The organism is Streptomyces sp. NPDC057963 (assembly GCF_042887155.1).
GTDB lineage: Bacteria > Actinomycetota > Actinomycetes > Streptomycetales > Streptomycetaceae > Streptomyces.
In genome coordinates, this window is record NZ_JBHVPX010000010.1 from 209205 (window position 1) to 222910 (window position 13706).

Consider the following 13706-nt stretch of genomic DNA (forward strand, 5'->3'; position numbering starts at 1 on the left):
AAGCCGCGGAACGTACACGTCGGGGACCGTGCGGGCCGTCGGGTTCGCCGGTCCGTGATCCGCGCCGCAGGTGGGGGTCTACGGCGCGGATCGGCTCGGAGGGGCCGGGCTTCAGCAGCCCTGGTCGATCAGGTCGAAGGTGGCGTAGTGGTCGCTGGTGTAGTAGTCCTCCCGCGCCTCTTCGCCTGTGATGACGCGACGCGCGCCGCGGGTCGGGGAGCCGGGGGTGACGACCGTGTACTCGTGGTAGTAGCCGGTGCTCTGGCTGGGCAGGACGCCTTCACGGTTCTGGAAGACGGAGCCGTCCTGCGAGTACGGGAACGGGCCGCCCGCCTCGATCAGATCGAGGGTGTCGTGCGCCTGGGCGGGCAGTGCCGAGTAGCAGATGCTGCCGACCGACGTGATGCCGGCACCCGTGGTGGCGACCGGGTCGGTCGCGGCGGTGGCGGTCGTGGTGACCGGGCCGCCGACGAGGAGAACGGACAGGAGGGCGGCAGCGCCGCCGAGCGTGGTGATCCGTGGGGGGATTCGCATGACCACCATGATGACGCGCGTAGACACGGTGCCGTCAACGCCAACCGATGTGAATTTTTTGGAAGTTAACCGGGGGGACGGAAATGTGTCGTCGATGTGTCCGAGGACCCGTGGGCCGTTCCGCCCGCCTGTTCACTTATTGATGTGTCGACAAGCGTGACAGCCGGTCTGCGGGGCATGCATCCCCGTGGAGATGTTCCTCGAAGGCGTTCGACGAGACGGCGAGAAGGGGGCGATTCACTGTGCGGGCGGGGGAAATGATGGAGCGTCAGGGAGATGCCGATTCCAAGGCGGAGGGGGCGGCCCGCGAGCCAGGCGCGCAGGGGCAGCGGCCGGTCCGGCTGCATCGCAGACTGGCCCGTACCGACCTCGCGGCCGTGAGTGAAGTGCGGGGCGCGTTACGGGAGTTCCTGCGCTACCGGTGGCGGACCGAGCCGGCCGAGGTGGCGGAGCTCCTGCTCAGCGAGCTGGTGACCAACGCACTGATCCACACGAGGCACGGCGCGGTCGTCACGGTGAGTGTGGCGCCCGCCCAATTGCGGGTGGAGGTACGGGACTTCGCGTCCGGGATGCCCCCGTCGTGCGTACCGGACGCCGACGACGGTACGCACGGCCGGGGGCTGTTCCTGGTGCGGAGTCTCGCGGACGCCTGGGGGATCGGCACCCACCCCCTGGGCAAGGTCGTCTGGTTCGAACTGGACGGCGAAAGGCCCTGAGAACCCGGAGTGGACCGGGCCATCAGGGCCTCTTGCGGCAGACCGGCGGAACGCCCGCGGATCTGTGTGGACCAGCGGATCCGTGGATCAGCCGAACTGCTGCTCCAGGTCCTTCAGTTTCCGCTCCAGCGAGTCGAGCCGGGGCAGTGCCTGGGTGTCGTCCTCGGCGGTCAGGTCGACGGTGATCGGATCATTCGCGTTCCGCTCCGGGGCGCCGGGGTTCGGCCCCGTCACGGCTTGCAGGGATGGCCGGGGGCGCAAGGGCAGTTGCCCCGGCTCGGATATGGCGGGCTCCACGGCGGACGCCGACGTCGGGGCGATCGCCTGGATGTCCACCTGGGTGCCGCCCCGGCCGACCCGGCGCCAGGCCCGGTTCTGCCGGTTCAGCGCCTTGATGTGGGCCCGGTCCAGCTTCTCCTGGTCCTTCCTGCGGAGACGGTTCTGCTCCTTCTCCCGCCGGTCCTCACGTACCTCCTCGACGGCTTCGTCCAGGGTGCGCACGCCCTCCAGCAGCATCAGCGACCAGGCGCCGAAGGTCTCCCGGGGGGCGCGCAGCCACCGTACGATCCGGATCTGCGGCAGCGGACGGGGCACCAGGCCCTGTTCGCGCAGCGCGGCCCGGCGGGTCTGCTTCAGCGCCCGGTCGAAGAGCACGGCCGCCGAGAGCGACATCCCCGCGAAGAACTGCGGGGCGCCCGCGTGGTCCACTCCACGCGGCGCGTGCACCCAGTTGAACCAGGCCGCGGCGCCGGCGAACGTCCATACGAGCAGCCGTGAGCCCAGCGCCGCGTCACCGTGGCTGGCCTCGCGCACCGCGAGTACGGAACAGAACATCGCGGCCCCGTCGAGGCCGAACGGAACGAGGTATTCCCAGCCCCCGGAGAGGCCGAGGTTCTGCTCGCCGAAGCCGACGAGCCCGTGGAAGGAGAGAGCGGCGGCGACCGCCGCACAGCAGAACAGCAGGATGTACGAGGCGGTGGCGTACAGCGCCTCCTTGCGTCTGCGACGCTCCTCGCTGCGTTCCCAGCTGTCGTCGGCAGCGGAATCGTCGGCGGCGCGCTTGCCGCGTGCGACCACCGCCACCGCCGCCAGGACCCCCACGAGCAGCACGGCGCCCGGAAGCAGCCAATTCAGCGATATGTCGGTCAGTCTCATGCGCGGTCCCTTGCGTCGCGTAGGGCATTTCGGGCGCCATGATTGCCGAAACCCCATCATGCACAGGGGGTTTCGGGGCAAGAGAACGCCATTGGGTTGGCAGCGCATACGGATAGCCGGGATCTGATCGAATATTCGTACGCGGCCAATGATCTGCGTTCGAATAGTACTACCCGTGCGGGTGGTGTGGATTCAGTGAGCGAGCGTCAGTTTCCGTACCCGGTCCGCGTCGCAGGTGCGGGGGCAGGTGACGCAGGTGTCGTCGGGACGGAGCGTGTAGAAGAGGCAGCAGCTCGCCCGGTCGCGGGTGGGCAGCGGCTCGCCGTCCGGCCCGGTCAGTTCACGGAAGCCGGCCGAGCCGACGTACGGCTTCGTGGTCCCGGGCAGGAGCGCCTCCAGCTCGGTCATCGCCCGCCGCTCCTCGCCCAGCAGATGGGCGATGTACCAGAGCCCCTCGACGATTTCGTCCGTCGCCATGCCCCACAGGGCCCGCCTGCCGCGCCGCATCCGCGGTCCGAAGCCGTCCAGCACCGGGCCGATGTGGTCGGCGACCGCGGCGAGCACCTCGGCGCGCAGCGCGGCCTCGTCGGGGACCACCCGGGCGCCGGGCAGTCCCGCCGCCGGATCGTCCGGGAGGCAGGCGAATTCCCTTACGCGGACGGTCAGATGGCCCAGCGCCCGCTGGAACGCCACGTCCTCGACGGGGATCCGGGGAACGCGCCGGTGCAGGAACCACGGCACCGTCACCAGCAGGCAGGCCGGCCAGGCGTACCGGTGCAGCCCGAAGCTGGCGACCACGTCGGGCCGGGGCTGCTGCCCGTAGTCCCGCAGCACCTGCGCGTGGTCCCAGGCGAGGAAGGCGTCGAGAGCGGCGCCTCCGGCCGCGAGCTCGTCCGCGCCCACCCAGCCGGCGCCGCGCGGAGCGGCGTCATCGTCCGTCAGCACCTCGACGCGCAGCCCGGGGAAGACCTCGGCCAGACGCGCGTACGCGCCCGTCGTCGCGGACGCGGTGGTGCCGGGAAGCAGGGTGGGGAGTGTCATGCAGGGACCACCAAATCGCGATCGTTTGCAGGTAAGCCTTACCTTACCCGAATAGATCGATGTTTGAACTGGGGCCTGCTCCGCCTATCGTGCAGAGGGGGCATGGCGCACGCGAGCCGAGCCCACGGCAGGCCGAGGAGGTCCGAGTGGAGCAGGGCAGAGCGCCGGAGCAGGTGAGACCGTCGTGCGCGCCCGCCGCGTCCGCGCCCCCCTCGACGTCCGTACGGGTGCCCGAACAGGCGCGTGGCGAGCAGGCGCGTGGCGAGGGGACACGCAGGGAACAGGCGCGTGGCGAACACACCCACGGCGAGCAGCCGTCCCCGCGCGCGGGGGTGCAGCGGTACTCCGTACGCGGCCAGATCCTCGATGCCCTGCGCGCCGCCCTGGTCGACGGTCAACTGGTCCCGGGCCAGGTCTACTCCGCCCCCGCCCTCGGCGCCCGCTTCGGTGTCTCCGCTACGCCGGTGCGCGAGGCGATGCAGCAGCTGGCCGTCGAAGGCGCCGTCGAAGTCGTACCGAACCGCGGATTCCGGGTGTCCCAACGGGGCCCGCGCGAGCTGGCCGAGCTGGCCGAGGTACGGGCCCTGATCGAGGTCCCCGTCATACTGCGGCTGGCCCGCACCGTCCCGCCGGCCCGCTGGTGCGCCCTGCGTCCGCTGGCCGACGCGACGGTGGCGGCCGCCGCGATGGGCGACCGGGCGAGCTACGCCGAGTCCGACCGGGCCTTCCACAGCGGCATCCTCGCGCTCTGCGGCAACGAGCAGTTGGTGATGGTCGCCGACGAACTGCACCGCCGCTCCCAGTGGCCCCCGGGCAACAACCCCGTCACCCGCCGTGCCGACCTGCTCGCCGACGCCGCCGAGCACACCGCCCTGCTCGACGCGCTCATCGCCCAGGACCTGGCCGTCGTGCGGTCGCTCGTACGGGAGCACTTCGCCGGCGCCGAGAACTGAACCGGAACGGCCCGTCCGCCCCACATCCCGAGCGGGTTACGCTACGCCTCTGATCACATGATCGTTCTTGGGGGCGGGAATGGCGGGAGGCCGGGCGTCACTGCCGGTTGCCGGGTTGCTGATGGCGGCGCTGGCGCTGGGAGCGGCCGGTTGTACGCAGGAGACCGGCCGGGATGCGGCGGTCCCGGACGGGGGCCCGGTGTCCACGTCCGCACAGCCGTCCGCGACGCCGTCGCGGACCTCGGCGGGTGTGCCTGCCGTGACGCCTTCCGCACCGGCGAGGCCGCCCCGGACCCCGACCCCGACCGCTTCGCACACCGCCTCCGTACCGGTGCCGCCGATACGGAAGGCCGCCCCGCCGAAGTCCCCGATCGCACCTCCGCGACGGGACAGCGGCGGATCGCGTGACAAGCCCCCCGCCGTGCCGCAGAACCCCAACCGGGGCCCCCACCCGCCGCCCGCACCGCCCCGTCCGACGCCGGCTCCGGAGTGGAGCGCCGCCGGCTGGAAGCCGGGTGACCCGGTCGAGGACCGCACCTGACGTCCACCGTCCGGTCGGGGACGGCGTCCCCTGTGCGCGGGCCCGATCGGGGTCCACGCCTCGCCTTCACCGCTCCGGTCGCGGAACGCGTCCGGAGCTCACCGGTCGGCTCGCGACCGCCGCCTGCGACCGTCGCCTGCCGCCTGCGGCGGCCGGTGCCGGTGCGGGGGCTCAGTTCGCTTCGGCCGTCTCCGGGGGCGGTGGGTCCAGGTGCGGGGCCAACCAGGTCGGTACGCCCCCGAGCAGCCGGAAGAGCCGCCCCGCCTCGGCGCGCAGCCGGGTCGCCGCCTCGGGCTCCGGCTCGGAGTCCGCGAGGGCGATGAGGGCCGGAGCGGTACCGATCAGATAGCCCAGTTCCTCCCTTATCCGCAGGGACTCGGCGAAGCCGTGCCGGGCCTCCGCGCGTTCGCCCTCGCGCAGGGCGAGCAGGGCGAGATGACGCCAGGTCGAGGAGAGCAGCAGGGCGTCGCCCTGCGCGGTGGCACCGGCGTGGGCCCTGCGGTACGCGGCACGCGCGGCCTCCGGCGAGTCGGCGATGTTCTGCGCGATCAGCCCCCGGCGGAAGTCCAGCAGCGGGCGGCCCGGCGCGGACGGGGCGAGCAGCGCGGCGGCCCGGCTCAGGGCGACACTGGCCTCGTCGGCCCGGTCCCGTACCCCCAGCAGCGTCGAGGCGTACGCCAGATGGCCGCGCTCGCAGGCGGCCGCGCCGCGTTCGGCGTCGTCGTGGGCCAGTGCCTCGGCGGTGCGCAGGGCGTCCTCGGCATCGGTCCAGCCCTGCCCGGTGTACAGGCACCGCTCGATCAGCAGGGCCGTCCGCTGGAGTGCCGCCGCCGGATCGATGGCGGCGTCGTGTTCGAGCAGCGCGGCGGCGTCCGTCCAGCAGGCGCGTGACCGCAGCCGCCATACCGCTGTCTGGAGCGGCGGATCGTCATCTGCTGTCGTTCCGGAACCAGACATGGCGGTATACGCCACATTGCCCTCCCCGAGCGCGCCATCGAGCTGTTGGGTCTGGCCGCATCTCAGCACGGAATGGCACGCCGGGCCAAGGGGTCGGGTCAATGTCAGGTGAAAGATTTCACAAACGACCGGACCCGCCGAGAGCCGTGGCAGGGCCCGGAAGTCAGCTCATACGCAGGGCGAGGAAGAAATCGAGCTTGTCCTCCAGACGCGAAAGGTCACGCCCCGTCAACTGCTCGATTCGCCCGACCCGGTAGCGCAGTGTGTTGACGTGCAGATGGAGCCGGGACGCGCAGCGGGTCCAGGAACCGTCGCAGTCCAGGAACGCCTCCAGTGTCGGGATCAGCTCCGCGCGGTGGCGCCGGTCGTAGTCGCGCAGCGGGTCGAGCAGCCGTGCGGTGAACGCACGGCGCACGTCGTCCGGGACGAACGGCAGCAGCAGGACGTGCGAGGCCAGCTCGTGATGGCCGGCCGCGCAGACCCGGCCGGGGCGGGCCGCCGCCACCCGGCGGGCGTGCCGGGCCTCCTCCAGCGCACCGCGTAGCCCCTCGGGCGAATGCACGGCCGCGCTGACACCCAGTGTCAGCCGGCCGTCGTCGGCGAGGCCCGCGGAGAGCGGCTCGCGGACGGCGGCGAGCAGCACATCGGCGTGCAGCGCGCCCTCCGCCTCGGCGGGGGCCGCGTCGGGGGCGGAGCCGTGGGCCCCCGCGGACGTGGTGGCGGGCAGCGGCAGGAGGGCCACGGCCTCGTCGCCCGTGTGGGCGACCGCGATCCGGTCGGCGGAGTCGGGGCCGGTGACGGCGGGATCGACGAGGATCTCCTCCAGCAGCGCCTGGGCCACCGGACCGCCTGCGACGGCGGGGCCGGAGCCGCCGGCCGGGGTGCCCGCGACGGAGCCGGCCGGTCCGCCCGCGGTGGCGGAGCCCTCCGCGCCGCCCCACTCGACCCGGGCCACCACGACCTGCCAGTGCGGCGCGGCGCCGAGACCCGGCAGCAGCACCGGGGCGGCCACCCGCAGCCGGGCGGCGATCTCGGCCGGCGGGGCACCCGTCTGGACCAGTTCCAGGACTTCCTGGGCGAGCCTGCGGCGTACCGTACGGGCGGCGTCGCGCCGGTCCCGTTCGACCGCGATCAGCTGGGTGACGCCCTGGAGCAGATCCAGCCGGGCGGGCGGCCAGTCGCTCGCATCCGCCTCGACCGCGAGCAGCCAGTCGGAGAGCACCGACTCGCGCACATCCCGGGAGGCCGGCAGGGCGGCCCGGCCGGTGTTGCGGATCGGGAAGAGCGAATACGTGGTGCCGGCCACCGTGGTCCGGTGCGGGGCCCGGCGACCGGTGCGGGTGGCGGCCAGGTGGTGGCCGGCGAGCTCCGCGCCGACCGGTCCGGCCAGCGGCACGTCACCGGCGCCCGCGATCTGCCGGCCGGTGGGGGAGAGCACCCAGGCACGCAGGTCGAGGTCGGAACCGAGCAGGTCGAGCACCACCTCGGGGCCGCCGCCCGCCGGACCCGAGGTCATGAGCCTGCGGTGCCGGTCCACGACCGCGGCCAGATCGCCCGCGCGCTCGCCGGACACCTGGCGCACCACATGCTCGGTGATCGTTGCGAACGCGACGGTCTCGTGGACGGCGAAGAGCGGCAGCCGGTGCCGAGCGCACGCCTCCACCAGATCGCCGGGGATGTCACCGAGCTCCGCCTCGCCCGCCGCCAGACCGGCGACCCCGGCACCGGCCAGGATCCGTACGAACGGCTCCGAGTCCGTCGTGTCACGGCGCCAGGCCAGGCCCGTCAGGACCAGCTCGCCGCCCGACAGATAGCGGCTGGGATCCCGCAGGTCGGTGGTCATCACGCCGCGGACGGCCCTGTCCAGCTCGTCCTCGCCGCCGAGCAGCCGCAGGCCCAGCGCGTCGGTTTCCAGCAGTGCGCGCAGCCGCATCTCGTCGCCGCCGATCTCTTTCGTTGGTGCGGGTGAAAACTGGTTATTGCGGTGAGGTTACTGACCCCCGCCATTCGTTCGAATCTACAAGACGAGGAGATCGACCAGCCAACTCCTTCATGGTTTCGGTGACTGCACCAGGTGGAGCACGGCTTGTGTACTGGGCCCCACACCGCGTCGACACCATAGGAACGACCAGTCGAGGGCCGGCCGTCCCCAGCCCCGGCGAACGAACCCGATTGAGAAGAAGAGAGCCACTCATGGACTTCCTTCGCCCCGCCAGCTGGGAGGAGGCGCTCGCCGCCAAGGCCGAGCACCCGACGGCTGTGCCCATCGCGGGTGGCACCGATGTGATGGTCGAGATCAACTTCGACCACCGGCGGCCCGAGTACCTCCTGGACCTGAACCGCATCGGAGAGCTGGCCGAATGGGAGGTGGGCCAGGAGACCGTACGGCTCGGAGCCTGTGTCCCGTACAGCCACATCATGGAGCACCTGCGCGCCGAGCTGCCCGGACTGGCGCTCGCCTCGCACACCGTCGCCTCGCCGCAGATCCGCAACCGCGGCGGCGTCGGCGGCAACCTGGGCACCGCGTCGCCCGCCGGAGACGCCCACCCGGCGCTGCTCGCCGCGGGCGCCGAGGTCGAGGCCGCATCCGTACGCGGCACCAGGATGATCCCGATCGACGCCTTCTACACCGGTGTCAAACGCAACGCGCTGGCCCCGGACGAGCTGATCCGGGCCGTGCACATCAAGAAGGCCGACGGGCCGCAGCAGTACTCCAAGGTCGGCACCCGCAACGCGATGGTCATCGCGGTCTGCGCCTTCGGCTTGGCGCTGCATCCCGAGACCCGCACGGTCCGCACCGGCATCGGCTCGGCGGCCCCCACGCCCGTACGGGCGAAGGAGGCGGAGGAATTCCTGAACGCCGCGCTCGAGGAGGGCGGATTCTGGGACAGCCGCACGATCATCACCCCGTCCATCGCCTCGCAGTTCGCCACGCTCGCCGCCGGTGCCTGCAACCCGATCGACGACGTGCGCGGTACCGCGAGCTACCGCAGGCACGCGGTCGGGATCATGGCCCGCCGCACCCTCGGCTGGACCTGGGAGTCGTACCGCGGCAACGGCCGCAGCACCGAAGGAGCTGCCTGATCATGCGCGTCAATTTCACGGTCAACGGCCGCAGGCACGAGGCGGACGACGTCTGGGAGGGCGAGTCCCTCCTGTACGTGCTGCGTGAGCGGATGGGTCTGCCCGGCTCGAAGAACGCCTGCGAGCAGGGTGAGTGCGGCTCCTGCACGGTCCGTCTGGACGGTGTCCCGGTCTGCTCCTGCCTGGTCGCCGCCGGCCAGGTGGAAGGCCGCGAGGTCGTCACCGTAGAGGGCCTCGCGGACTTCGCCGCCCACCGATCCCGGGCACACCCCGGCAGCGGCTGCGCATCCGGTGCCTGCGGCACCGCGCTGGACAAGGCCCGGCAGTGGGAGGCGAAACCGGCCGGTGCACAGACCCGGGACACCGGTGAACTCTCCCCGATCCAGCAGGCGTTCATCGACGCCGGCGCCGTGCAGTGCGGCTTCTGCACCCCCGGCCTGCTGGTCGCCGCCGACGAGCTGCTCGAACGCAACCCGGAACCGTCCGACGCGGACATCCGCGAGGCGCTCTCCGGCAACCTCTGCCGTTGCACCGGCTACGAGAAGATCCTCGACGCGGTCCGCCTGGCGGCCGCCCGCGCGGAAGAAACGGTCTGACGATGGGCGTTACCGGCAACCCCACCAGCATCAATCAGGGCACCCGCACCAAGGGCGGCATCGGCGAGTCCACGCTGCGCCCCGACGGCATCCTGAAGGTCACCGGAGAGTTCGCGTACTCCTCCGACATGTGGCACGAGGACATGCTCTGGGGCCACACGCTGCGCTCCACGGTCGCGCACGCCGAGATCGTCTCCGTCGACACCTCGGAAGCGCTCGCCACCCCCGGCGTCTACGCGGTGCTCACCTACGACGACCTGCCGACCTCGGTGAAGAACTACGGGCTGGAGATCCAGGACACCCCGGTCCTCGCCCACGGCAAGGTCCGCCACCACGGCGAACCGGTGGCGCTCGTCGCCGCCGACCACCCGGAGACGGCCCGTCGCGCCGCGGCGAAGATCAGGATCGACTACCGCGAACTGCCCCTCGTCACCGACGAGGCCTCCGCCACCGCCCCCGGCGCGCCCCTCGTCCACGAGGGCCGCGACGACCACCACGCGGGGCACGTACCGCACCCCAACATCGTCCACCGCCAGCCCATCGTCCGCGGCGACGCGGACGCGGCGGCGGCCCGCGCCGATGTCGTGGTCAGCGGCGAGTACGTCTTCGGCATGCAGGACCAGGCATTTCTCGGCCCCGAGTCCGGACTCGCCGTGCCCGCCGAGGACGGCGGCGTCGACCTGTACGTCGCCACCCAGTGGCTCCACTCCGACCTGCGCCAGATCGCCCCCGTCCTCGGCCTGCCCGAGGACAAGGTCCGCATGACGCTCTCCGGGGTCGGCGGCGCCTTCGGCGGCCGCGAGGACCTGTCGATGCAGATCCACGCCTGCCTGCTCGCCCTGCGCACCGGCAAGCCGGTCAAGATCGTCTACAACCGGTTCGAGTCCTTCTTCGGGCATGTGCACCGTCATCCCGCCAAGCTCTGGTACGAGCACGGCGCCACCCGCGACGGCAAGCTGACCCATATGAGATGTCGCATCGTACTGGACGGCGGAGCCTATGCCTCCGCTTCTCCGGCCGTCGTCGGCAACGCCTCCTCGCTCAGCGTCGGCCCGTATGTCGTCGACGACGTCGACATCGAGGCCGTCGCGCTGTACACCAACAACCCGCCGTGCGGTGCCATGCGCGGCTTCGGCGCGGTCCAGGCGTGCTTCGCCTACGAGGCGCAGATGGACCGGCTCGCCGCCGAACTCGGCATGGACCCGGTCGAGTTCAGGCAGCTCAACGCCATGGAACAGGGCACCGTCCTGCCGACCGGGCAGGTCGTCGACTCGCCCGCCCCGGTCGCCGAGCTGCTGCGCCGGGTCAAGGCCAGGCCGCTGCCGCCCGAGCGCCAGTGGGAGGTGGCGGGCGAACAAGCGGACGTACGGGCCCTGCCCGGCGGGCTGTCCAACACCACGCATGGCGAAGGCGTCGTGCGCGGCGTCGGCTACGCGGTCGGCCTCAAGAACGTCGGCTTCTCCGAGGGCTTCGACGACTACTCCACCGCCCGGGTGCGCATGGAGGCCATCGCCGGCGAACCCGTCGCGACCGTGCACACCGCCATGGCCGAGGTCGGGCAGGGCGGCGTCACCGTCCACGCCCAGATCGCCCGTACCGAACTCGGCGTCGCCCAGGTCACCATCCACCCGGCCGACACCCGGGTCGGGTCCGCCGGCTCCACCTCCGCCTCCCGGCAGACCTATGTCACCGGTGGCGCCGTGAAGCACTCCTGCGAGGCCGTCCGCGAGAAGGTCCTGGAGATGGGACGCCGCAAGTTCGGTACGTACCACCCCGCCTGGGCCACCGCCGAACTGCTCCTGGAGGGCGGCAAGGTCGTCACCGACGGCGGCGAAGTGCTGGCCGATCTGGTCGACGTGCTGGGGGACGAGGCCGTCGACATCGAGCTGGAGTGGCGCCACCGGCCCACCGAGGCGTTCGACCTCCGTACCGGACAGGGCAACGGCCACGTCCAGTACTCCTTCGCCGCGCACCGCGCGGTCGTCGAGGTCGACACCGAACTCGGCCTCGTCAAGGTCGTCGAACTGGCCTGCGCCCAGGACGTCGGCAAGGCGCTCAACCCGCTCTCCGTCGTGGGGCAGATCCAGGGCGGCACCACCCAGGGCCTGGGCGTCGCCGTCATGGAGGAGATCATCGTCGACCCGAAGACCGCGAAGGTGCGCAACCCGTCCTTCACGGACTACCTGATCCCCACCATCCTCGACACCCCGACCATCCCGGTCGATGTGCTCGAACTCGCCGACGACCACGCCCCGTACGGGCTCCGCGGCATCGGCGAGGCCCCCACCCTGTCGTCGACCCCGGCCGTCCTCGCGGCGATCCGCGACGCGACGGGCCTGGAGCTCAACAGGACACCGGTACGCCCCGAGCACCTCACGGGCACCTGAGTCCCGGCTCCTCCCGGACTCTCCGGGCGGTGCGCGCCTCCCCGGAACGTCGCAGTTCCGCCGCCCGCACCGCCCGGAGCCCCAAGTGCCGTGCAGTCCACGGCCCTTGGCGTACGCAGCAGTACCGCGCTACCTGCACATTCCACTCTGCATGAACAGTTCGCCTCGGGCCGTCCCCCGGGTCGTGCCGCCAGCGCAGTCATCCCAAATCCCGCATTTCGATTCATCATCGCGGGTGCCCCTGTGAACCTTGGGAGTCAGGCATCATGACCCAGCAGTCAGTGGAGCCCGGGACCATCGCGGAGGACGCGGGCTCCGGCTCGCGCGTTCCCGCCGGAAGATCCTGGCTCGACCGGTACTTCCACATCTCCGACCGTGGCTCCACCGTCGCACGCGAAGTGCGCGGTGGCATCACGACCTTCATGGCGATGTGCTACATCCTTCTGCTCAACCCGCTCCTGCTGTCCGGGCCGGACGCGGCGAATCACCGCCTCGGCCACGCCGGGCTGATCACGGCGACCGCGCTCGCCGCCGCCGTCTCCACCCTGCTGATGGGCTTCATCGGCAAGGTGCCCCTCGCCCTCGCCGCGGGACTCTCCGTCTCCGGTGTGCTCGCCACCCAGGTGGCGCCCCACATGACGTGGCCGCAGGCCATGGGCATGTGCGTGATGTACGGCGCGGTGATCGTGCTGCTGGTCGTCTCCGGGCTGCGCGAGATCATCATGAACGCGATACCGCTGGCCCTGAAGCACGGCATCACCATCGGCATCGGCCTGTTCATCGCGCTGATCGGCCTGGTCAACGCCGGCTTCGTCGGCAAGGGTGCCCCGGTCACGCTCGGCGTGGACGGGCAGCTCTCCGGCTGGCCCGTACTGCTCTTCTGCGTCACCCTGCTGCTCATCTTCATGCTGCAGGCCCGCAAGGTGCCCGGCGCGATCCTGATCGGCATCGTCGTCGGTACCGTCCTCGCCGTCGTCGTCAACGCCGTCGGTGACATCAGCCCCGAGGCGTGGGGCGGCAGCGCACCCGAACTGCGGGGCAGCGCCGTCTCGATGCCCGACTTCGGGCTCTTCGGCCAGGTCGAGTTCGGCGGCTGGGGCGACATCGGCGTCATGACCGTGGGCATGATCGTCTTCACTCTGGTCCTGGCCGGCTTCTTCGACGCGATGGCGACCATCATCGGCGTCGGCACGGAAGCCGGGCTCGCCGACAGCAAGGGCCGGATGCCCGGCCTGTCCAAGGCGCTGTTCATCGACGGCGCGGGCGGGGCGATCGGGGGCGTCTCCGGAGCCTCCGGCCAGACCGTCTTCATCGAGTCGGCGACCGGCGTCGGCGAAGGGGCCCGCACGGGTCTGTCCTCCGTCGTCACCGGTGTGCTCTTCGCCGCGGGGCTGTTCTTCACGCCCCTCGCGCAGATCGTGCCGGGGCCGATAGCCGCCGCCGCGCTGGTCGTCATCGGCGCGATGATGATGCAGAACGCCCGCCATGTCGACTGGAGCGACCGCTCCGTCGCGGTGCCGGTCTTCCTGACCGTGGCCCTGATGCCGTTCACGTACTCCATCACCGCCGGTGTCGGCGCCGGGGTGATCTCCTTCGTCGCGCTCAAGGCGGCGCAGGCCAGGTTCCGTGAGGTCGGCGCGTTCATGTGGGTGCTGACCGGAGTGTTCGTCGTGTACTTCGCCCTCAGCCCGATCGAGAGTTGGATCGGCGCCAAGTAGGCCGGTCCGTACCGGGACCGGCCG

At 71.7% G+C, this 13706-nt stretch carries 12 protein-coding genes; 6 read left to right on the plus strand and 6 right to left on the minus strand.

The window, feature by feature from the left end; all coding sequences use genetic code 11:
• Positions 1-111 precede the first annotated feature (111 nt).
• A complete protein-coding gene (locus tag ACFVT1_RS24035; RefSeq protein WP_389798826.1) occupies positions 112-534 on the minus strand; it encodes a ribonuclease domain-containing protein in 423 nt (140 codons plus the stop codon).
• 353 nt (positions 535-887) lie between these two features.
• On the opposite strand from ACFVT1_RS24035, the gene ACFVT1_RS24040 reads away from it, so the two are divergent.
• On the plus strand, positions 888-1250 hold the full coding sequence (locus tag ACFVT1_RS24040) for an ATP-binding protein (RefSeq protein WP_389799117.1): 363 nt from the start codon (positions 888-890) through the stop codon (positions 1248-1250).
• An 87-nt stretch (positions 1251-1337) separates the two neighbouring features.
• Here the strand turns inward: ACFVT1_RS24040 and ACFVT1_RS24045 are convergent, their stop codons facing one another.
• Positions 1338-2405, minus strand: a complete 1068-nt coding sequence (locus tag ACFVT1_RS24045) for a DUF2637 domain-containing protein (RefSeq protein WP_362197638.1) — start codon at positions 2403-2405, stop codon at positions 1338-1340.
• A gap of 192 nt (positions 2406-2597) precedes the next feature.
• The gene (locus ACFVT1_RS24050) at positions 2598-3446 is read right to left on the minus strand and encodes a (2Fe-2S)-binding protein (protein WP_389798829.1); all 849 of its coding nucleotides are present in this window, start codon (positions 3444-3446) and stop codon (positions 2598-2600) included.
• A gap of 146 nt (positions 3447-3592) precedes the next feature.
• Between ACFVT1_RS24050 and ACFVT1_RS24055 the strand changes: the two genes are divergently transcribed.
• Positions 3593-4399 carry a GntR family transcriptional regulator gene (locus ACFVT1_RS24055; protein WP_389798832.1) on the plus strand — a complete coding sequence of 269 codons (807 nt, stop codon included), beginning with the start codon at positions 3593-3595 and terminating at the stop codon, positions 4397-4399.
• 36 nt (positions 4400-4435) lie between these two features.
• On the opposite strand, the gene ACFVT1_RS24060 is transcribed toward ACFVT1_RS24055, so the two are convergent.
• The 3 genes from ACFVT1_RS24060 to ACFVT1_RS24070 all read right to left on the minus strand — a co-directional run bounded on the left by ACFVT1_RS24060 (position 4436) and on the right by ACFVT1_RS24070 (position 7830).
• Positions 4436-4810 carry a hypothetical protein gene (locus tag ACFVT1_RS24060; protein ID WP_389798834.1) on the minus strand — a complete coding sequence of 125 codons (375 nt, stop codon included), beginning with the start codon at positions 4808-4810 and terminating at the stop codon, positions 4436-4438.
• A gap of 301 nt (positions 4811-5111) precedes the next feature.
• Positions 5112-5897 carry a hypothetical protein gene (locus ACFVT1_RS24065; RefSeq protein WP_389798837.1) on the minus strand — a complete coding sequence of 262 codons (786 nt, stop codon included), beginning with the start codon at positions 5895-5897 and terminating at the stop codon, positions 5112-5114.
• A 163-nt stretch (positions 5898-6060) separates the two neighbouring features.
• Positions 6061-7830 (minus strand): PucR family transcriptional regulator, encoded by a 1770-nt coding sequence (locus tag ACFVT1_RS24070; protein WP_389798839.1) that lies wholly within the window; start codon positions 7828-7830, stop codon positions 6061-6063.
• Between the two features lie 260 nt (positions 7831-8090).
• Here ACFVT1_RS24070 and ACFVT1_RS24075 point away from each other — a divergent pair, with 260 nt between their 5' ends.
• The 4 genes from ACFVT1_RS24075 (at position 8091) to ACFVT1_RS24090 (ending at position 13682) form a co-directional block, all read left to right on the plus strand.
• Positions 8091-8981 (plus strand): FAD binding domain-containing protein, encoded by an 891-nt coding sequence (locus ACFVT1_RS24075; protein WP_389798842.1) that lies wholly within the window; start codon positions 8091-8093, stop codon positions 8979-8981.
• Between the two features lie 2 nt (positions 8982-8983).
• On the plus strand, positions 8984-9577 hold the full coding sequence (locus ACFVT1_RS24080; RefSeq protein ID WP_389798844.1) for a (2Fe-2S)-binding protein: 594 nt from the start codon (positions 8984-8986) through the stop codon (positions 9575-9577).
• 2 nt (positions 9578-9579) lie between these two features.
• Positions 9580-11964 (plus strand): xanthine dehydrogenase subunit D, encoded by a 2385-nt coding sequence (pucD, locus tag ACFVT1_RS24085; protein ID WP_389798846.1) that lies wholly within the window; start codon positions 9580-9582, stop codon positions 11962-11964.
• 266 nt (positions 11965-12230) lie between these two features.
• Positions 12231-13682 (plus strand): NCS2 family permease, encoded by a 1452-nt coding sequence (locus ACFVT1_RS24090; RefSeq protein WP_389798848.1) that lies wholly within the window; start codon positions 12231-12233, stop codon positions 13680-13682.
• Positions 13683-13706 lie beyond the last annotated feature (24 nt).

Coding starts and splice junctions, on each gene's coding strand:
- ACFVT1_RS24080 (WP_389798844.1), top strand. CDS start 8,984: ATGCGCGTCAATTTCACGGTCAACGGCCGCAGGCACGAGGCGGACGAC.
- ACFVT1_RS24065 (WP_389798837.1), bottom strand. CDS start 5,897: ATGTCTGGTTCCGGAACGACAGCAGATGACGATCCGCCGCTCCAGACA.
- ACFVT1_RS24070 (WP_389798839.1), bottom strand. CDS start 7,830: ATGCGGCTGCGCGCACTGCTGGAAACCGACGCGCTGGGCCTGCGGCTG.
- pucD (WP_389798846.1), top strand. CDS start 9,580: ATGGGCGTTACCGGCAACCCCACCAGCATCAATCAGGGCACCCGCACC.
- ACFVT1_RS24035 (WP_389798826.1), bottom strand. CDS start 534: ATGCGAATCCCCCCACGGATCACCACGCTCGGCGGCGCTGCCGCCCTC.
- ACFVT1_RS24075 (WP_389798842.1), top strand. CDS start 8,091: ATGGACTTCCTTCGCCCCGCCAGCTGGGAGGAGGCGCTCGCCGCCAAG.
- ACFVT1_RS24050 (WP_389798829.1), bottom strand. CDS start 3,446: ATGACACTCCCCACCCTGCTTCCCGGCACCACCGCGTCCGCGACGACG.
- ACFVT1_RS24090 (WP_389798848.1), top strand. CDS start 12,231: ATGACCCAGCAGTCAGTGGAGCCCGGGACCATCGCGGAGGACGCGGGC.
- ACFVT1_RS24045 (WP_362197638.1), bottom strand. CDS start 2,405: ATGAGACTGACCGACATATCGCTGAATTGGCTGCTTCCGGGCGCCGTG.